Origin of the sequence: Micromonospora sp. NBC_01739, from assembly GCF_035920385.1 — a bacterium.
Lineage (GTDB): Bacteria > Actinomycetota > Actinomycetes > Mycobacteriales > Micromonosporaceae > Micromonospora.
On sequence record NZ_CP109151.1, the window covers coordinates 568,639 to 587,445 of the forward strand.

General features: G+C 71.1%; 15 protein-coding genes. 9 read left to right on the top strand and 6 right to left on the bottom strand.

Annotated elements, in window-relative coordinates:
- Positions 1-10 precede the first annotated feature (10 nt).
- Entirely contained in the window at positions 11-1,189 is a 1,179-nt protein-coding gene (gene coaE / locus OIE53_RS02605) for a dephospho-CoA kinase (protein ID WP_327027041.1), read from the top strand.
- 16 nt (positions 1,190-1,205) lie between these two features.
- On the opposite strand, the gene OIE53_RS02610 is transcribed toward coaE, so the two are convergent.
- Positions 1,206-2,804: a hypothetical protein gene (locus tag OIE53_RS02610; RefSeq protein ID WP_327024949.1), complete on the bottom strand. Its 1,599-nt coding sequence runs from the start codon at positions 2,802-2,804 to the stop codon at positions 1,206-1,208.
- Between the two features lie 302 nt (positions 2,805-3,106).
- Here OIE53_RS02610 and uvrB point away from each other — a divergent pair, with 302 nt between their 5' ends.
- Positions 3,107-5,215 carry an excinuclease ABC subunit UvrB gene (gene uvrB, locus OIE53_RS02615; protein ID WP_327024950.1) on the top strand — a complete coding sequence of 703 codons (2,109 nt, stop codon included), beginning with the start codon at positions 3,107-3,109 and terminating at the stop codon, positions 5,213-5,215.
- A 113-nt stretch (positions 5,216-5,328) separates the two neighbouring features.
- A complete protein-coding gene (locus tag OIE53_RS02620; RefSeq protein ID WP_327024951.1) occupies positions 5,329-6,183 on the top strand; it encodes a helix-turn-helix domain-containing protein in 855 nt (284 codons plus the stop codon).
- A gap of 185 nt (positions 6,184-6,368) precedes the next feature.
- Here the strand turns inward: OIE53_RS02620 and OIE53_RS02625 are convergent, their stop codons facing one another.
- Positions 6,369-6,662, bottom strand: coding sequence for an antibiotic biosynthesis monooxygenase family protein (locus OIE53_RS02625; protein ID WP_327024952.1), 294 nt, complete (start codon positions 6,660-6,662; stop codon positions 6,369-6,371).
- Between the two features lie 230 nt (positions 6,663-6,892).
- Here OIE53_RS02625 and OIE53_RS02630 point away from each other — a divergent pair, with 230 nt between their 5' ends.
- Complete coding sequence (locus tag OIE53_RS02630) at positions 6,893-7,891, top strand: TerC family protein (protein ID WP_327024953.1); 999 nt, start codon at positions 6,893-6,895, stop codon at positions 7,889-7,891.
- 4 nt (positions 7,892-7,895) lie between these two features.
- On the opposite strand, the gene OIE53_RS02635 is transcribed toward OIE53_RS02630, so the two are convergent.
- On the bottom strand, positions 7,896-8,771 hold the full coding sequence (locus OIE53_RS02635; RefSeq protein ID WP_327024954.1) for a serine hydrolase: 876 nt from the start codon (positions 8,769-8,771) through the stop codon (positions 7,896-7,898).
- Between the two features lie 77 nt (positions 8,772-8,848).
- Positions 8,849-10,717, bottom strand: coding sequence for a translational GTPase TypA (gene typA / locus OIE53_RS02640; RefSeq protein WP_327024955.1), 1,869 nt, complete (start codon positions 10,715-10,717; stop codon positions 8,849-8,851).
- A 130-nt stretch (positions 10,718-10,847) separates the two neighbouring features.
- On the opposite strand from typA, the gene OIE53_RS02645 reads away from it, so the two are divergent.
- Both OIE53_RS02645 and OIE53_RS02650 read left to right on the top strand, forming a co-directional pair.
- On the top strand, positions 10,848-12,242 hold the full coding sequence (locus OIE53_RS02645; RefSeq protein WP_327024956.1) for a VTT domain-containing protein: 1,395 nt from the start codon (positions 10,848-10,850) through the stop codon (positions 12,240-12,242).
- A gap of 38 nt (positions 12,243-12,280) precedes the next feature.
- Complete coding sequence (locus OIE53_RS02650) at positions 12,281-13,177, top strand: lytic transglycosylase domain-containing protein (protein ID WP_327024957.1); 897 nt, start codon at positions 12,281-12,283, stop codon at positions 13,175-13,177.
- On the opposite strand, the gene OIE53_RS02655 is transcribed toward OIE53_RS02650, so the two are convergent.
- The gene (locus OIE53_RS02655; RefSeq protein WP_327024958.1) at positions 13,171-15,258 is read right to left on the bottom strand and encodes an MMPL family transporter; all 2,088 of its coding nucleotides are present in this window, start codon (positions 15,256-15,258) and stop codon (positions 13,171-13,173) included. The two genes, OIE53_RS02650 and OIE53_RS02655, sit on opposite strands and share 7 nt — an antisense overlap.
- 205 nt (positions 15,259-15,463) lie before the next feature.
- On the opposite strand from OIE53_RS02655, the gene OIE53_RS02660 reads away from it, so the two are divergent.
- Positions 15,464-15,982, top strand: coding sequence for a MarR family winged helix-turn-helix transcriptional regulator (locus OIE53_RS02660; RefSeq protein WP_327024959.1), 519 nt, complete (start codon positions 15,464-15,466; stop codon positions 15,980-15,982).
- A 6-nt stretch (positions 15,983-15,988) separates the two neighbouring features.
- On the top strand, positions 15,989-17,671 hold the full coding sequence (locus tag OIE53_RS02665; RefSeq protein ID WP_327024960.1) for a CocE/NonD family hydrolase: 1,683 nt from the start codon (positions 15,989-15,991) through the stop codon (positions 17,669-17,671).
- Between the two features lie 73 nt (positions 17,672-17,744).
- Here OIE53_RS02665 and OIE53_RS02670 read toward each other — a convergent pair whose 3' ends face one another.
- Positions 17,745-17,948 carry a cold-shock protein gene (locus tag OIE53_RS02670; RefSeq protein WP_327024961.1) on the bottom strand — a complete coding sequence of 68 codons (204 nt, stop codon included), beginning with the start codon at positions 17,946-17,948 and terminating at the stop codon, positions 17,745-17,747.
- Positions 17,949-18,184: 236 nt separating this feature from the next.
- Here OIE53_RS02670 and OIE53_RS02675 point away from each other — a divergent pair, with 236 nt between their 5' ends.
- Positions 18,185-18,793, top strand: a complete 609-nt coding sequence (locus OIE53_RS02675) for a DedA family protein (RefSeq protein WP_327024962.1) — start codon at positions 18,185-18,187, stop codon at positions 18,791-18,793.
- The last annotated feature ends 14 nt before the right edge of the window (positions 18,794-18,807 follow it).

The following is an 18,807-nucleotide window of genomic DNA, read 5'->3' on the forward strand; positions in this document are numbered from 1 at the left end:
GACTGAGGCCGTGCTGAAGGTGGGATTGACCGGCGGAATCGGTTCGGGCAAGAGCGCGGTGGCGCGGCGACTGGTCGAGCGCGGCGCGGTGCTCATCGATGCCGATCAGCTCTCCCGGGAGGTGGTGGCCCCGGGCACCGAGGGACTGGCCGAGGTGGTGGCCGCCTTCTCCGAACGGGTACTCGACCCCGACGGGGCCCTGGACCGGGCCGCCCTGGCCGACCTGGTCTTCACCGACGAGGCTGCCCGCCGCCGGCTGGAGGCCATCGTCCACTCCCGGGTGCGGGCCCGTACGGCCGAACTGGTGGCCGCCGTCCCACCCGATGCGGTGGTGGTCAACGACGTACCCCTGCTGGTGGAGGTGGGGCTGGCTCCCACGTACCACCTGGTGGTGGTCGTGCAGACGGCGCTGGCCACCCGGGTGCAGCGGTTGACCCGCGACCGGGGGATGAGCCGGGCCGATGTCGAGCGGCGGATCGCCGGTCAGGCCGACGACGCCCGCCGGGCGGCGGTCGCGGACGTGCTGCTCAGCAACGACGGCACCCTGGCGCAGCTGCACGCCGCCGTCGACGCCCTGTGGTACGAGCGGCTGGTGCCCTTCGAGGACAACCTGCGCCATCGACGGGCGGTCCGGGCGCACCAGGTGATCCTCACCGAACCGGATCCGACCTGGCCGCAGCAGTACGCCCGGCTGGCCGCCAGGATCCGACAGGCGATCGCCCCGGAGGAACTGCGGATCGATCACATCGGCTCCACCGCGATGCCGGGTCTGGCCGCCAAGGACGTCATCGACATCCAGCTCGGCGTCTCCTCCCTGGCCCAGGCGGACGCCCTGGCGCAGCCCCTGGCCGAGGCCGGCTTTCCCCGGATGCCCGGAGACTGGTGGGACACCCCTCGGGGGGCGGGTTCCGGCCGGTGGGCCAAGCGCCTGCACGGCAGCGCCGACCCGGCCCGTCCGGTGCATCTGCACCTGCGGGTGACCGGGTCACCCGGCTGGCGGTACGCCCTGCTGATGCGGGACCACCTGCTGTCCGATCCGGACCGGCGGGCCGCCTATCTGATGCTCAAGCGGGAACTGGCGGCCTCGGCACCGGACAGCGGGGCGTACGCGACCGCGAAGGACCCCTGGTTCGACGAGGAGAACCTGCGGGCGGAGGAGTGGGCGGCCCGGACCGGATGGCGCCCCTAGCCGGGCCCGGAGGCGGTCAGCGGGCCTTCGTCGGCTTGGGAAGCGACGGGACCCGGCCGGGTTTCAGGTCCAGCTGGGCCCAGGCGCCGCCCGGGGTCGGCAGTTCCAGCCGGCGCAGCAGACCGGACCGGTCCACCCAGTACCGGGTCCTACCCGATCCGCTGCCGACCTCGATGACGTCGACCACGCTGCCGGTCAGGTTGTCGCCGCGTACCCGGCGGGGGGTGCCGGAGGGGCCGCTGCCGCGGGCCGCCCGCAGGGCCCGGGCCACCAGGGGGTCCAGTGCCTGAGCGCGGTGCGCTCCGCCCCGCCAACCGGTGCCCGGTGGTGGCAGGGGCGGTGGGTCCGCCGGGTCCCCCGGCGCCGCAGTGTCGACCCGGGTGACTTTGCCGCCCTCTCGGCGTACCAGGGTGCGGGTGCCCTCGGCGTCCAGGTCGGTGACCCCCAGGTAGGCCGTGTTGGAGGTCCAGCTCAACCAGCCGCGGCCCCGCAGGTTGGTGTCGGCCGAGGCCGGTACGGTCACCGTGAGGGTGGCGCCACCGGCGGCCCGCAACCGGGCGGGCAGCCCCCGCCAGCGGTCCCGCTCGGCCGAGTTGAGGGCGCGGGGCAGGCCGGGGCGGCCCCCCAGCGCGTCGACCGGCCGCAGGGTCGGCCGGTCCACCCGATTCAGGTGTACGGTGACCGGCCCGACCGGGGCGACCGTGGCCTCCAGCCGGAGCAGCCTCCCGTCGGGGTCCAGGAAGTAGCGGGTGGCCTCGGCCGGTTCGGGGCCCGGCCAAGGGGCCTCCAGGATGTCCAGGTTCTCCCCGTGCTGTCGTTCCCGGCCGACCCACCGGCCCGAAGTCTCGTCTACCGGGTCCGGACGGTCGGCGGTCAGCGCGAAGATCATGGCCAGCAGTGGGGTCAGCCGCTGGTCCGGGGCCACCCGCCAGCCGTCGACCGGTGGGATGAGGGGCGGCATCGCCGGTGCCGGCACCGCGGTGGGATCGGGCCGGGACATCAGTACGGTGGGGGTGGCCTGCGCCAGGCCCCGCAGCACCCCCGCCCCGGGTCCGCCCACGTCGACGTAGACCAACCGGCGGGCCCAGTCGACCCAACCGAGCAGGTCGGTGCGGTCGCCGCCACGGCCGATCGTGACCTGCAAGCCGGCCCGCAGGTCGCGCTGGTTGGTCACCCGCATCACCGCCAGCCGGCCCCGTTCGGCCGAGGTCAACGGACGGCTGGCCGGCTCCTGGGGGACCCAGTTGAGCAGGGTCAGCACCAGCAGGACGGCCGAGAGTCCGGCGGTGAGCGCCAGCCCGGTCAGGGTCAGTCGGCGGCGCCGGGCGAACCTCTGCCGGGCCTCCTCGGCCTCCTCGTCGGCACCGGCGAGGTCCTCCTCGGCCACCGGGTCGAGCAGTCGGTCAGACAGCCCCGCCAGGCCCGGCAGCCCTGGCCCGGGTCGGTCTGGCTGGTCGGCATCCGGGCCGGTCTGTTCCGGCTGGCCGGTGTCCAGGTCGGGGCGGTCCAGACCGAGGACGGCCGGTGGTTCGATGCCGGCACGGTGGCGGCGGGAACCGGCGCGATGTCGGCGGTCGGCTCGGCCGCTGGGCAGTGGTCGTGAGCTGTTCTCCACGGAGGATGAACGCCGTGGACCGGGGTGGGGTGACGACATAGGGGCGCTCGCGGCGGCCGGTCAGCGCGTCGTCCGCGCGACCACGTCGGGTGCGCACGCCACAAATCCGGGTGCTGCTACCCACTGCGCCGGGGGCGGCATGACCTGTGTGGCCCGCCACCGACCCCGGACGGCCGCCGCGAGCGGCCTACGCAAAGAAGGGTAGCCGGGTGAGAAGAACCACACAATGCGAATATTGAGGCCGGTCACCTGCGGGGCGTAGTCACCGCGAACTGTCGGGCCCCCCGCGTACCGTGGACGACATGGCGCTCGACATTCCCCGGCTCGACGGCCGGTTTCAGGTCATCAGCGAGTTCCAGCCGGCCGGCGACCAGCCGGCCGCGATCGACGATCTGGAACGGCGGGTGCGCCGGGGCGACCGACACACCGTGCTGCTCGGCGCGACCGGCACCGGCAAGAGCGCCACCACGGCCTGGTTGATCGAGCGGTTGCAGCGTCCCACCCTGGTGCTGGCACCCAACAAGACCCTCTGTGCGCAGCTGGCCAAGGAGTTCAGCGAGCTGCTGCCGGACAACGCGGTGGAATACTTCGTCTCCTACTACGACTACTACCAGCCCGAGGCGTACATTCCGCAGACCGACACCTACATCGAGAAGGACTCCTCGATCAACGAGGAGGTGGAGCGGCTGCGGCACTCGGCGACCATGTCGCTGCTGACCCGCCGCGACGTGGTGGTGGTGGCCACCGTGTCGGCGATCTACGGGCTGGGCACCCCGGAGGAATACCTGGATCGGGCGGTGCGGGTGGCCGTCGGCCAGGAGCTGGATCGCGACCAGTTGCTGCGCCGCCTGGTCGACATCCAGTACACCCGCAACGACATGGCCTTCCAGCGCGGCACCTTCCGGGTGCGCGGCGACACCCTGGAGATCATCCCGGCGTACGAGGAACTGGCCGTACGCATCGAGCTGTTCGGTGACGAGGTGGAGAAGCTCTACTACCTCAACCCCCTGACCGGTGACGTGGTGCGCGAGGTGGACCACCTGCTGATCTTCCCGGCGACCCACTACGCGGCCGGGCCGGAGCGGATGGAACGGGCCATCCGCGACATCGAGACCGAGCTGGCCGAGCGGCTGGCCGAGCTGGATCGCCAGGGCAAGCTGCTGGAGGCGCAGCGGCTGCGGATGCGCACCACGTACGACATCGAGATGATGCGGCAGGTCGGCTTCTGCTCCGGCATCGAGAACTACTCGATGCACATCGACGGCCGGTTGCCGGGCAGCCCACCGCACTGCCTGCTCGACTACTTCCCGGACGACTTCCTCACCGTGATCGACGAGTCGCACGTCACCATTCCGCAGATCGGCGGCATGTACGAGGGCGACGCCTCCCGCAAGCGGATGCTGATCGACCACGGTTTCCGGCTGCCCAGCGCGGCGGACAACCGGCCCCTGCGGTTCGACGAGTTTCTGGAGCGGGTCGGGCAGATGGTCTTCCTGTCGGCCACCCCGGGGACCTGGGAGCTGGAACACTCCCAGGGGGAGTTCGTCGAGCAGGTGATCCGGCCGACCGGCCTGGTGGATCCGGAGGTCGTGGTCAAGCCCACCAAGGGCCAGATCGACGACCTGATGCACGAGATCAAGTTGCGGACCGAGCGCGACGAGCGGGTCCTGGTCACCACCCTGACCAAGAAGATGGCCGAGGACCTGTCGGACTACCTCCTGGAGAACGGCATCCGGGTGCGCTACCTGCACTCCGAGGTGGACACCCTGCGCCGGGTGGAGCTGCTGCGTGAGCTGCGCCGGGGCGACTACGACGTGCTGGTCGGCATCAACCTGCTGCGGGAGGGCCTGGACCTGCCGGAGGTCTCCCTGGTGGCCATCCTGGACGCGGACAAGGAGGGCTTCCTGCGCAGCGGCCGATCGCTGATCCAGACCATCGGCCGGGCCGCGCGTAACGTCTCCGGCCAGGTGCACATGTACGCCGACAAGATCACCCCGTCGATGGCGAACGCGATCGACGAGACGAACCGGCGCAGGGCCAAGCAGATCGCGCACAACGAGGCGCACGGCATCAGCCCCGAACCCCTGCGCAAGAAGATTCACGACATCCTCGATGACATCTACCGGGAGGCGGAGGACACCGAGGCCACCCGGGTCGGCGGGGCGGTGCGGCAGCTGTCCCGAGGCAAAGCGCCGGTCAAGGAGACCCGCAGTCGGGGCCGGGCCGGTGCCGCCACCCCCGCCCGGGAGGGCATGGCGCGGGCCGAGTTGGCGCAGCTCATCCAGGAACTCAACGACCAGATGCTGGCCGCCGCGCGAGAGCTTCAGTTCGAGCTGGCCGCCCGGATCCGCGACGAGGTCTCCGAGCTGAAGAAGGAGTTGCGGGGGATGGACGCAGCCGGGGTGCGGTGATCCGGGTGGCCTTCTCGCGATGAGCTGTTCCAGCCCGGGAGAATAGCGGAATGCGAGCATCCTATTGCGCTGGGTGATCGTCGTGCGTACTCTCCCTCGGTGGGGAGGCGGGGATGCCGTTGCCAACGAGTCCGGTCATTCGACGAGCGCGGCTCGGAGCGGAGCTGCGACAGCTTCGGCGCCGAGAGACACTGACCCTGGAACAGGTGTGTGACCGGCTGGGTTGGGCCTCCACCTCCAAGCTGTCCCGCATCGAGTTGGGGCAGAGTCGTCCCGATCTGGCCGACGTGTTGGATCTGCTCGACGTCTACCAGGTGCCGCCCTCCCAGCGCGACGCCTTGATCGTCATCGCCCGCGACGCCGCCACCAGCCGAGGCTGGTGGAAGGCGCTGGGCGAGATGGGGGTACGGCAGCGCACCTACGCCGAACTCGAAGCCGGGGCGGCGGGCATCGTGGAATACCAGCCCTGCGTAGTGCCGGGCCTGCTGCAAACCTCGGCGTACGCCCGGCTGCGCATCGCCGCCGGTCAGCTCATCGATCCCGAGGTGGATGTGGAGTCCGACCTGCGGGCCCGGTCCGCCCGGCACGCGGTGCTGCGCCGGATCGAGCCGCCGCACTACACGGCGCTGATCACCAGGGCGGCCTGCGAGCGGGCCGGTGACCCGGTCGAGGTCTGGCGGGAACAGGTACGCCATCTGCTGGATCTGACCGAGCTGCCGCATGTGACGATCCGGTTGCTGCCGAACGGGTCGGAGGTCGGGCCGCTGCCGCTGACCCCGTACTCCTGCTACTCCTTCCCGGATCCGGCGGATCCGCGGACGGTGATGCTGGAGGCGCTGACCACGGACGTGCGGCTGACCACCGCGACGGACGTCGACCGGTACGAGCGGATGACCCATCGGCTGTTGGAGGCGGCGCTGCCCGAACAGGAGACGGCTCAGGTGCTGGCCGGCTGGCTGGACGGGTAGGGGCGGGCGCGTCGGCACGGTGAGCGTGGGCGCGTCGGCACCGGCCCGGCGCCCCCGTAGCCGTCGGGAAGCGGTGCCGACGCGAGGCGCAGGCTAGAACAGGGGTACGACAAAAAGCGCCGGCCCCGGACGATGCGGGGCCGGCGCCTGCGTGTGGGCCCGGCGCCGGAGCCGTTCGTGCCCGGCTAGGCCGGCACGTCCACGAAGTGCTCGACCCGGGGCGGGCTGGCGAAGTACGGCCCGATCAACTCCCGCCACCGGAGGAACCGTTCGCTGGCCCGGAAGTTCTGCTCGTGCGCCTCGACGGAGTCCCACTCGACCAGCAGCACGAAGCGGGAGGGCGACTCGATCCCCCGGGTCATCCGTACCGAGCGGCAGCCCGGGGTGCTCGCCAACACCGGATGCCCCTCGGCGTACGCGGCGGCAAAGGTGTCTTCCTGACCCGGCACCACATCGATCAACGCAACCTCAAGAACCATCCCCGCAGCCTGCCACGCCCCACCCCACCCCCTCCACCCACCCCCTTGACCCCGTTGATCATGAGGTTAGCGGCAGTCAGTGTGATCAACTTCGCCGTCAACTTCATGATCAACGGGGCGATCAGGGGGGTGCGGGGTGGGTGGCGCCTAGCCTCCTAGGAAACCTAGGGTGGGTGAGCTGGGTGGGTGTGCGGTGGTGTGTTGCTGGGGGGTGGGGTGGGGACGAGACTGTGGAGGTGTCCGGACTCGTGTGGGCCGTCACGCTTGTCGTGTTGGCCGGGGTGCTCCTGGTGGACCTGTTCATCATCGGCCGGCGCCCGCATGAGCCGAGCGTGCGTGAGTCCAGTCTCTGGGTGGCCTGCTACGTGGGGCTGGCCCTGCTTTTCGGCGTCGGGCTCTGGGCCACCGCCGGGGGGAGTGTGGCCGGGCAGTTCTACACCGGCTGGCTGACCGAGTACAGCCTCTCGGTCGACAACCTCTTCGTCTTCATGATCATCATGGCGCGCTTCGCGGTGCCCCGGCAGTACCAGCAGAAGGTGCTGCTGGTGGGGATCGTGCTGGCGCTGGTCATGCGGGGTGGCTTCATCGCGGCCGGGGCCGCGCTGATCTCCCAGTTCAGTTGGGTGCTCTACATCTTCGGCGCCTTCCTGATCTACACCGGGATCAACCTGGCCCGGCAGGGCGAGTCGGCGGAGGAGGAGTTCCAGGAGAATGTGCTGATCCGGTGGAGTCGTCGGGCCCTGCCGATCTCCCGGGAGTACCACGGGGCCCGATTGACCGCCCGGGAGCAGGGCCGGTGGAAGGTCACCCCGATGCTCATCGTGATGATCGCGATCGGGACCACCGACCTGATCTTCGCCCTGGACTCCATCCCGGCGATCTTCGGCATCACCCATGAGCCGTACCTGGTCTTCACCGCCAACGTCTTCGCGCTGATGGGGCTGCGGCAGCTGTACTTCCTGCTCGGTGGCCTGCTGAACCGGCTGATCTACCTGAGCTACGGCCTGGCCGTGGTGCTCGGATTCATCGGGGTCAAGCTGGTCCTGGAGGCGTTGGCGGAGAACCGGCTGTTCTTCCTCAACGGGGGCGAGCCGGTGGGCTGGGCGCCGCACATTCCTACCTGGCTGTCCCTGCTGGTGATCGTGGTGACCCTGGCGGTGGCGACCGTGGTCAGCCTGGCCAAGTCCTCCCGGGACCGACGACGGGAACCGGCGAAAACAAAGAGCTGAGGACTCAGCGCGGGTCGGTGGCGGTCAGGTCGTGGCGGGCCTGCCAGACCCCGGCCGAGATGTCGGCGATCAGGCGGCGCGCCTCGATGTCGGCCTCCGTGCTGCGCTGGTGCTCGCCGAGCGGGGTGGTGGTGCAGACCACCAGCAGGTACGGGGCGGCGTCATCGGGAAAGACCACGGCCGCGCCGTGCCGGACCCCGCGTACCCAGCCGTTCTTGTGGGCCAGGCGGGTGCCGGCGGGAAGTCCCTCGGCGATGTCCTGCCGGATCTGCTGGGCGCAGAGCACCTCCAGCATCGCCGCGCAGCCGGCCGGCGAGGCCAGTGGTCCGGCCCGGGTGGCCCCGGTGGCGATGGCGTCGAGCAGGGCGGCCAGGTCTGCGGCCGTGACCAGGTTGCTGATCCCGGCCTCCCGGGCGGCGAAGTCCTCGATGCCGCGTCCGGTGACACTGTGCCGGGCACCGACACACGCCCAGACCTCCGCCACGGCGGCCAGCCCGACCTGCTCGATGAGCAGGTTCGTGGCGAGATTGCTGGACCGTACGATCATCCGCTCGGCCAGCCACCGGGGTGACACCCGCCGGCCGAGTCGCTCCCAGACCAGGCTGTCGTTGTCGTACTCCCGGGCGCAGGAGAAGCCGGCGGCGTCCGGTGCGGCCGAGGTGAACCGGTCGGTCACCTCGATGGGGGTGTCCAGGTCGGGTCCACCGTTCTCCGCGACCCGGTGCAGTGCGGCGAGCACGGCCAGTTTCATCGTGCTCGCCGCGTAGTGGGTGGCCTCGGGGTGGCGGGTCCAGGCGGGCGGGGCGTCCAGGGCACCGGCGTACACCGAGATGGTCCCCGGCACCGCGTCGAGCCGCGCCGCCCACCCCTCGAAGATCACCCGCCGAGGGTAACGGAAAGGAAGGGCCCCTTCTCCACCTCTGGTGAGGTGAAGGGGCCCTTCCTGAAACGGGCGGGTCAGCCGGCGTGCTTGCGGCGGGCGGTGGCGCGGGCCCGCTGGGTCTGGTCCAGGGTCACCTTGCGGATGCGTACGGCGGCCGGGGTGACCTCGACGCACTCGTCCTCGCGGCAGAACTCCAGGGCCTGCTCCAGCGACAGCTTGCGCGGCGGGATCAGCTTCTCGGTCTCGTCGGCGGTCGACGAGCGCATGTTGGTGAGCTTCTTCTCCTTGGTGATGTTGACGTCCATGTCGTCCGAGCGGGAGTTCTCCCCGACGATCATGCCCTCGTACACCTCGGTGCCGGGCTCGACGAAGAGCTGGCCGCGTTCCTGGAGGTTGGTCATCGCGAACGCGGTGACGCTGCCGGAGCGGTCGGCGACCAGCGAGCCGTTGTTGCGGGTACGCAGCTCGCCGAACCAGGGCTCGTAGGACTCGAAGACGTGGTGCAGGATGCCGGTGCCCCGGGTCTCGGTGAGGAACTCGGTGCGGAAGCCGATCAGGCCGCGCGCCGGGACCAGCCACTCCATCCGGATCCAGCCGGTGCCGTGGTTGACCAGTTGCTCCATCCGGCCCTTGCGGGTGGCCAGCAGCTGGGTGATCGCGCCCAGGTACTCGTCCGGGGCGTCGATGGTCAGCCGCTCCACCGGCTCACAGGTCTTGCCGTCGATCTCCCGGGTCACCACCTGGGGCTTGCCGACGGTCAGTTCGAAGGACTCGCGGCGCATCTGCTCGACCAGGATGGCCAGCGCCAGCTCACCTCGGCCCTGCACCTCCCAGGCGTCCGGGCGTTCGGTGGGCAGCACCCGCAGTGAGACGTTGCCGACGAGTTCCTTGTCCAGGCGGTCCTTGACCATCCGGGCGGTGACCTTGGCGCCCTTGACCCGACCGACCAGCGGCGAGTTGTTGGTGCCGATGGTCATCGAGATGGCCGGCTCGTCGACCGTGATCAGGGGCAGCGGCTGGGGGTTCTCCGCGTCGGCCAGGGTCTCGCCGATCATGATCTCCGGAATGCCGGCGACCGCGATGATGTCGCCCGGCCCGGCCGAGTCGGCGGGCTTGCGCTCCAGGCCCTCGGTCATCAGCAGTTCGGAGATGCGTACCCGCTGGGTGCTGCCGTCGGTGCGGCACCAGGCCACGGTCTGCCCCTTGGCGATGGTGCCCTGCCGGACCCGGCACAGGGCCAGCCGGCCGAGGAAGGGGGAGGCGTCGAGGTTGGTGACGTGGGCCTGAAGGGGCGCCTGCTCGTCGTAGGCGGGCGGCGGGATGGTGTCCAGCAGGGTCCGGAACAGGGGTTCCAGGCTGGTGCTGTCCTGCGGCACGGAGCCGTCGGCGGGCTGGGTCAGGGAGGCGATGCCGTCACGGGCGCAGGCGTAGACGATCGGGAAGTCGATCTGCGACTCGTCGGCGTCCAGGTCGAGGAAGAGTTCGTACGCCTCGTCGACGACCTCCTTGATCCGGGCGTCCGGACGGTCCACCTTGTTGATCACCAAGATGATCGGCATCCGGGCCTTGAGGGCCTTACGGAGCACGAACCGGGTCTGCGGTAGCGGGCCCTCGCTGGCGTCGACCAGCAGCACCACCCCGTCGACCATGGTCAGCCCACGCTCCACCTCGCCGCCGAAGTCGGCGTGGCCCGGGGTGTCGATGATGTTGATGGTGACCGGGTCGGAGCCGTCCGCGGGCAGGTAGCGCACGCCGGTGTTCTTGGCCAGGATGGTGATGCCTTTTTCCCGTTCGAGGTCCATCGAGTCCATCACCCGCTCGGTCACCTCGCCCCGGGCGCCGTAGGCGCCGGACTGCCGCAACATGGCGTCGACCAGGGTGGTCTTGCCGTGGTCGACGTGAGCGATGATGGCGACGTTGCGGAGGTCGGTGCGAAGCTGCATGAGTTCCATCCTCCCGCCTGTGCCGAGCCTATGCCGCGTCGGGGTCGCCGGTGGCGTAGTGCGCTGCGCCACATGTCGGCGCTGTCACACTTACGGGGCAGCCTTGCTGAGGTGACCCCGGGGGGCCGGCGTGCATGAACTGCTGAGTTCGCTGCAACACCTACCATCCTGGTTGATCTACGTGGTGGCGGCGCTGGTGGTGGCCGCGGAGACCGGGGTGATCATCGGCCTGGTCGCGCCGGGGGAGGCCACTCTGCTGCTGGTCGGTTTCCTCACCTACACCGGCACCCTCCGACTCGGACCGGCCCTGCTGGTGATGATTCTGGCGGCCGTCGCGGGAGACGCGGTGGCGTTCCGCGCCGGTCGGCGTTACGGGCCACGGCTGCGGGCCAGTCGGTGGGGCGCCCGGGTGGGGGCGCACCGGTGGGCCCGAGCCGACGCGATGGTCGTACGGATGGGGGGTCGGGGGGTCTTCACCGCCCGCTGGGTGGCCTTCGCCCGTACCCTGGTGCCCCGGCTGGCCGGGGCGGCCGGTATGCCGTACCGGCGGTTCGCGCCGTGGAACCTGGCCGGGGTGATCACCTGGGTGGGTGGCTCGGTCCTGGTGGGACATCTGGCGGGTGAGTCGTACCACACGGTGTCCCGGTTGCTGGGTCGGGCGACCGGGGCGGTGCTGGTCCTGGTGGCCGCGCTGGTGGCGGTGGTGCTGGGCGGCCGGTGGCTGGGCCGCAACCCCGATCCGGTACGGGCGTTGCTGGTGCGGGCCGCCCGACTGCCCCCGGTGCGCTGGTTGTCGGCCCGGTACGGGTTGCTGTTCTTCCTGCTCAGTATGCGTTTCGGGCCGACCTGGGCGTTGCTGGCCAATCTGACCGCCGGGGTGGGACTGCTGTTCGTGGTCGCGTTGGCGATCACCGGGACGATGCGGGCGGCGGTACGGCACAGTGGGTTGGCCCTCATCGACGGTGCGATCGGGAGCTGGTTCGCCGCCCGGCGTACCCCCGGGGCGGTCGAGGTGGCCCAGCTCGGCGTGACCGTGCTGCGGGGGTCGGCGTTGATCGTGCTGGTGGCGGTGGTGGCCGGGGTGCAGGCCTTTCGGCATCGGCCCTGGCGGGGTGACCTGCTCAGTGTGGTCGGCACGGTCGGCGCCTTCGTGCCCCTGGTGGTCCTGGCGGTGGTGACCGAGTTGGTGGCCGAGGGCCCGGTGGCGCAGATCTGGACCCAGAACGCCGTGGTGGCGGCCAGTCTGTGCATGTTGGCCTGGCTGCTGTCCCGCCAGGCGAGGTGGCCGGTGGCGGTGGCGCTGTGGACGGCAGCCGTGGCCGGAGTGGTCGGCATCGGTGGCGCCCGCCTGTACCTGGGATTGAGTACGGCCAGCGGCACCCTGGCCGCGGTGTCGCTGGGTGCGGCGTGGACGGCGGTCTTCATGGTCGCCTGGGCCACCCGGGACCGCGCCGTGGCCACCGGTAACCCACCTGAGCAGCGCAGGGGTCCGCACGGGACCACCGCGCCGGTCGATAGTTGTTAGGGTGCGGCGGCGGTTCGTGACTGCCGAAGGGGGCCCGGATGGGGCGCAAGGTCAGCCGGTTGACGGCGGCACTGGTGGTGGGTGCGCTACTGGTCGCCGGGGTCGGATGCGCCAGGGTGGACCCTCCGGCCGGCGAGTTGCCCGCCCCGGTGGCCCTGCCCGAGGAGGAGCCGGAGTCCGTGGTGGAGCCGAGCACTTCGGCCACCCCAGGCGAGCCGAGCCCGACACCGGAGGCGGTGGAGTCGCTGGGTGCCGCGCCGAAGGCCAGCACCCGGCCCAGTGCGAAGGCGACGACGAAGGCGCCGCCGAAGCCCCGGCGTACCAGCACGGCTCCCCGCGCGGTGCCGGAGCCGCCGACGGAGACGAAGGTACCGCCGGCGCCGCCGAAGCCCGCCCCGAGCGGCTGCAAACCCAGCTACAAGGGCGAGGAGGCCAGCCGGGCGCAGGTCAAGGCCGCCTTGACCGAGGCCGCGGGCCGCACCTACTGGCCTACCTCGGCGCCGGACATCCGGATCCCGGCCAATCTGATCAAGGCGACCGCCTGGCAGGAGAGCGGTTGGCAGTCCCACATCGTCGCCTGTGACGGCGGCATCGGCCTGATGCAGGTCATGCCGGACACGGCTACCTGGATGAACCAGCGGTTCGGCCAGAACCACGACGTGTGGGACCACCGGGACAACGCCTACCTGGGGGCCACCTACCTGGCCTGGCTCACCAAGTACATCGGCGACATGTACTTCGACGCCGACTACCGCCTGGACACCGATCTGTGCAGCAGTGAGCTGAACTCCTGCCTGCTCAACGCGATCATCGCCGCCTACAACTACGGTCACCACGCGGTAGCTCGGGAGGGGCGGCCGTTGGCCATCCCCAACCCGAGCTACGTGCGTAACGTGCGCGCCCTGATGACGGAGTGCGTCTGCCTGGGCTACTGAGTCGGCTTGGGGGCGATCCGACCCGGCCACCAGAACCGCTCACCGAGCAGGAAGGCCAGGGCCGGCACGACGACCGTACGGACCAGCAGGGTGTCCAGCAGGACCCCGAGGCAGACGATGATCCCGATCTGGGTCAGGGTGATCAGCGGCAGGACCCCGAGCACGGCGAAGACCGCCGCGAGCAGGATGCCGGCGCTGGTGATCACCCCGCCGGTGACCCGGAGGGCGGAGAGCATGCCCTGGCGGGTGTCGGTGCTGCGGGCGTCCTCCCGGGCCCGGGTGACCAGGAAGATGTTGTAGTCGACCCCGAGGGCTACCAGGAACACGAAGGCCAGCAGCGGCACCCCGGTGTCCATCGCCGGGAAGTCGAACACGTACTCGAAGATCAACCAGGCTCCGCCGAGGCTGGCGAAGTACGAGGCGACGACCGTGGCCACCAGCAGCACCGGGGCCAGCAGGCCGCGCAGCAGCAGGACCAGCACGGCCCCGACCAGCAGCAGGATCAGCGGCAGGATGAGCCGCAGGTCCTTGGCGTCGGCGGCGGCGGAGTCGTACCGGCCCGCGACCGTGCCCCCGACGACCGCTCCGGAGGGCTGCTCGATCCCGGCTACGGCCGGTGGTGCCGAGTTGTCCACGGCGCCGACGGTGTCCCGCAGCCGCTCCAGGGTCTGGTTGGCGGCCTCGGTGCCCGGCTCGGCTTCGAGGACCACATCGACCTGGGCCACCTCGGCACCGGCCGGGCCGGGTCGGGCGGAGGCCACCCCGGGCACCTCGGCGGCGGCTGCGGTGACCGCCGGCACGGCGGCCGGGTTGGTCATCACCGCCAGCGGCTGGGTGGTGCCGGCCGGGAAGGCGCGGGCCAGGGTCTGCGCCCCGGCGACGGCCTCCGGCTTCACCCGGAACTGCTCGGTCTCCGACAGCCCGGTGCGGATGCCGAGGCCACCGAGGGCCAGCCCGGCGAGCAGCAGGGTGGCCAGCACCGCCACCGGGATCGGGCGACGGATCACGGCGGAGCCGAGGGCCCCCCAGATCCGGCCCTCGCGGCCGACACTGCCGGCGGTGGGCACGAAGGGCCAGAACAGCCGGCGTCCCAGCAGGACCAGGGCGGCGGGCAGGACGAACAGGGCCGAGGCCATGGCGAGCAGGATGCCGGTGGCGCAGGCCACGGCCAGGGCACGGTTGGTCTCCTGCTCGCTCAGCAGCAGGGTGAGTACGCCGAGCATGACCGTGCTGCCGCTGGCCAGGATCGGCTCGGCGGTACGCCGCAGGGCGGCCCGCATCGCGGTGAAGCGGTCCTCCTCGCGGCGTAGTTCCTCCCGGTAGCGGGCGATCAGCAGCAGGGCGTAGTTGGTGGCCGCGCCGAAGACCAGCACGCTGGCGATGCCGGTGACGGCGCCGCCGGCGAAGTTGATGCCGACCGCCGGAATGATCGTTTCCAGGGCCCGCAGGGTGATCTGTTCGGTGGCGGCCACGACGGCCAGGGGCACCAGCCACAGCACCGGGCTGCGGTAGGTGACCAGCAGCAGCACGGCCACGACGGCGGCGGTGAAGAGCAGCAGGGTGACGTCCGCGCCCTCGAAGACCTTGGTCAGGTCAGCGGTGAAGGCCGGTGGGCCGGTCACCTCGACCGTCAGGTCCCCGGGGAAGCCGCTGAGGGCGGAGCGCACCTCGGCCACCCGGTCGGCGACGACCTCCTGGCCGCCGGTGCTGTCCAGGGGTACGGCCACCAGGGCCACGGTGTCGTCCGGGGACAGCTGCGGCGGGGCCACCTGCCCGCCGACGGCCAACTGGCGCAGCCCGCCGGTGCCCTCGGTGATCGCCGCCCGGTCGGCCTCGGTCAGCGGGGCGCCGTCGTCGCGGCTGACCACCACGACGGCCGGCTGGACGCCGCTGGCGGGTAGTTCCCGCTGGAGGCGTTCCACCTGGGTGGACTGCCACTGCTCGGACAGGCCGGTGGCGGAGACCGGTGCCGGGTTGCTGGGTATGGGTAGCCCGAAGACGGCCACGCCGACGAGGACGGCCACGGCGACGGTGAGCCATGCGGCCCGACGGCTGCGGGCGACACGGGTGAACAGAGACATGCTCGGCGCTCCGGTCGTTGGATTCGGTCCGGCTCCCGCCGAGGGAGCCGATATTTTGATTGTCGAGATTCTTGCTTATCAAGAAACGACGCGCAACAGCTCTCGTCCTTCGAGTATCTTGGCTGTCGAGAGATGTCGCGGTCTGGGCTATGCTGCGCATCCGGAGGCCTCGGGAGGGAAGCGGCGCGACGTGGCAGGGCACGGGATGTACCGGCGGCGTGAAACCCGGCGGGAGATGTTGGTCGCGGAGATCACCGCCGAGTTGCGGCGCTACTGCGTGGAGGCCCAGCACGTCGGGCACGCCTTCGCCGGTCAACACGGCCTCAACGGCACCGACCTGCAAGCGTTGATCGCCGTGATGGACGCCGAGCTGTCCGGCGAGCCGATCACCCCCGGTCGACTGGCCGAGCACCTGGACCTCTCCTCGGGCTCCGTCACCGCCCTGATCGACCGGCTGGAACGCGCCGGGCACCTGCGGCGCGACCGGGACACCACCGATCGGCGCAAGGTGCTGCTGCACTACGCGGAGCAGGGGGCCACGGTCGCCCGGGACTTCTTCCGCCCCCTCGGTCAGCGCACCGATGTGGTGATGGACGAGTTCCAGGACGAGGAGTTGGAAGTCGTGTACCGGTTCATCACCGCCATGGGGGTGTCCCTGCGGGAACACCGCGACGCGGTGCGCGACGCCCGGCCCACCCCACCTCCACGGCATCGGGCGGGTTGAGGGCCCGTGCTGGAACGGCTGGCCTCCCGACTCGCCGGGGTCGCGTTGCGGCTGCCCCGGGCCCGTACCCGAAGGATCACCGTCACCCGGGACATCCCGGTCCGGGCCAGGGACGGGGTGATCCTGCGCACCGACCACTACGCCCCCGCCCTGGCCCAGGCCCCCACCGTGCTGATCCGGACCCCGTACGGCCGGGGCGGGCCGATGCGGCTGCTCTGCCGGATCGCCGCCGAGCAGGGATTCCATGTGGTCATCCAGTCCTGTCGGGGCACCGGTGGCTCCGGCGGAGTCTTCGATCCCTTCGTCCACGAGCGCGAGGACGGGCTGGACACCCTCGACTGGATGCGCCGGCAACGGTGGTGGTGCGGCGCCTTCGGCATGTTCGGCGCCAGCTATCAGGGCTTCGTGCAGTGGGCCCTGGCCGCCGACGCGGGGGAGGAGATGCGGGCCATGGTGGCGGTGGCCACCGCCTCCTCCACCCGTGACTCCACCTACGCCGGGGAGTCCTTCGCCCTGGACACCGTCCTGACCTGGGTGGAGTTGCTGCAGGCGCAGACCGTGCCGTGGCTGGCCCGGCAGTGGGAACTCAAACGGGGCCAGCCCCGACTGCTCGCCGCCCTGTCCCACCTGCCGCTGGTGGAGGCCGACCGGGTGGCCACCGGGGTCACCGTCCCGTTCTTCCAGCAGTGGCTGCGCCACCACACCCCGCAGGCGGACTACTGGCGTGCCCGGGTCTTCGACGACCGGCTGGACCTGGTGCGGGCGCCGGTGGCGATGGTCAGCGGCTGGCACGACATCTTCCTGCCGGCCCAGTTGAGCGACTACACCGCGTTGCGGGCCCGGGGCGCCCAGCCCCGGCTGATCATCGGGCCGTGGACCCACGGCAGCCCCGGACTGTACGTCGCGGCCCTGCGCGAGGGCCTGGGCTGGCTCGGCACCCACCTGCCGACCGACGACATCGACCGAGGCGCCACGCAGCCGACGGACGGCCCGGTGCGGGTACACGTCGGTGGGGTCGGCGGCGGCTGGCGTGACCTGCCGGACTGGCCGCCCTCGGCGCAGACCACCGACTGGTATCTGCATCCGCACTCGGCCCTGCGTACCTGTCCGCCGGTGCCGTCCTCGCCGGACGGATTCTTCTACGACCCGGCGGATCCGACCCCCTCCCTGGGGGGTGCGCTGCTGGTGGCCCAGCGGGCCGGAGCGGTCGACAACCGGCCCGTGGAGGCCCGGCCCGACGTGCTGACCTGGACCAGCGAGCCGTTGACCAGCCCGCTGGAGGTGATCGGGCCGGTACGCGCACAGATTCATGTACGCAGTGAACTCGACTACTTCGATGTGTTCGTGCGACTGTGCGACGTGGACCGGCAGGGGCGATCCTGGAACATCTGCGACGGCCTGGTCCGGGTCGATCCGCAGCGGTTGCCGGCCGACGGCTCCGGCACGGTGGCGGTCACGGTGCAGATGTGGCCGGTGGCCCACCGGTTCGCCGTCGGGCACCGGCTGCGGCTCCAGGTCTCCGGCGGGGCCCATCCTCGGTACGCCCGCAACCCGGGCACCGGGGAACCCCTCGGGGCGGCCGTGACCTTGCGGGGTGGCTATCGGGAGATCCTGCACGATCCGGAGCGTCCCTCCGCAGTGGTCCTCCCGATCGTCGGGTCCGCCGCACAGCCTTCGACCGACGGATAAGGGCATCCGACGGTCCGGAAAGCTCGGGTTACGGGTGGCGGCGGTCGGTCCCGACCGCCGCCACCGACACCGGTTACAGCGGACGGACGTTGTCCGCCTGCGGACCCTTCTGTCCCTGGGTCACGTCGAACTCGACCTTCTGACCCTCGTTCAGCTCCCGGTAGCCACTGCTGGCGATCGCCGAGTAATGGACGAACACGTCGGGTCCGCCGCCGTCCTGCTCGATGAATCCGAAGCCTTTTTCCGAGTTGAACCACTTCACGGTGCCGGTTGCCATGCGTTCTCTCTCCCTGTCCAGCAGACGACCCCCGGTCACATGCCGGTGATCGTCCGATACTTTCCCGACATTAGCCGGTGAAATGCAGATTTGCCGGGTGAAGCGCCTGAGGTGTCGGCGAGGCGTCGGCACAATCCGCTCCCCGAGGGTTCAGGGAGGCCCCGGAGGTGAATCCGGGGCAATGTCGGGTGGAAATCTGATGTCCGTGGTGGTGATCAGGCCATAGCGTACGGGGTATGGCAGACGAGCTGGCCCAGGTTGGAGAGTTACCCATCGCCGGCCTGATGGCCCTGCTCGGGGTGGTCATGCTCTTCGACGCGGTGCCACTGTTCGGGGTCCTGGTCCCCGGTGACGTGGCCGTGCTCGCCGCGGTGGCCGTCGGAACGCCCAGCACCGGCCTGGCGACCTTCGTCGCCGTGGTCACCGGATGCCTGGTGGGCTGGTCCATGACCTTCCTCGTCGGCCGACACTGGGGCGAGCGGCTGCGGCACAGCCGGTTCGGTGCCTGGGTCGGCGAGCCCCGCTGGGTGGCCGCCGAACGCATCCTGCGCCGCAACGGTGGTCGACTGGTGCTGGTAGCGCCCTTCCTGCCGGTGTTCAACGCGCTGCTGCCGCTGGCGGCGGGCGGCCTGCGCATGTCGTACCCACGGTTTCTCGGGTTCGCGGCCCTCGGCGCGGGCGCCTGGGCCGGTCTCTACCTGGCGGTGGGCACCGCCTCGCGGTCCCTGGCCGGGCTGCTGCCCAGCGGTACGAGCCCGCTGCTGGTCACGATGGTCGGAGGTCTGGTGCTGGCCGCCGTGGTGCTGCTCGGCACCCGACGCCGGCTGCGTGCGGTGACCGGCTGACCTCCGACCATCCC

Bases quoted from the DNA above. Each gene is read 5' to 3' on its own strand.
- uvrB (WP_327024950.1), top strand. From the start codon at position 3,107: ATGGCGCTCGACATTCCCCGGCTCGACGGCCGGTTTCAGGTCATCAGC.
- OIE53_RS02620 (WP_327024951.1), top strand. From the start codon at position 5,329: ATGCCGTTGCCAACGAGTCCGGTCATTCGACGAGCGCGGCTCGGAGCG.
- OIE53_RS02625 (WP_327024952.1), bottom strand. From the start codon at position 6,662: ATGGTTCTTGAGGTTGCGTTGATCGATGTGGTGCCGGGTCAGGAAGAC.
- typA (WP_327024955.1), bottom strand. From the start codon at position 10,717: ATGCAGCTTCGCACCGACCTCCGCAACGTCGCCATCATCGCTCACGTC.
- OIE53_RS02650 (WP_327024957.1), top strand. From the start codon at position 12,281: ATGGGGCGCAAGGTCAGCCGGTTGACGGCGGCACTGGTGGTGGGTGCG.
- OIE53_RS02655 (WP_327024958.1), bottom strand. From the start codon at position 15,258: ATGTCTCTGTTCACCCGTGTCGCCCGCAGCCGTCGGGCCGCATGGCTC.
- OIE53_RS02660 (WP_327024959.1), top strand. From the start codon at position 15,464: ATGTACCGGCGGCGTGAAACCCGGCGGGAGATGTTGGTCGCGGAGATC.
- OIE53_RS02670 (WP_327024961.1), bottom strand. From the start codon at position 17,948: ATGGCAACCGGCACCGTGAAGTGGTTCAACTCGGAAAAAGGCTTCGGA.
- OIE53_RS02675 (WP_327024962.1), top strand. From the start codon at position 18,185: ATGGCAGACGAGCTGGCCCAGGTTGGAGAGTTACCCATCGCCGGCCTG.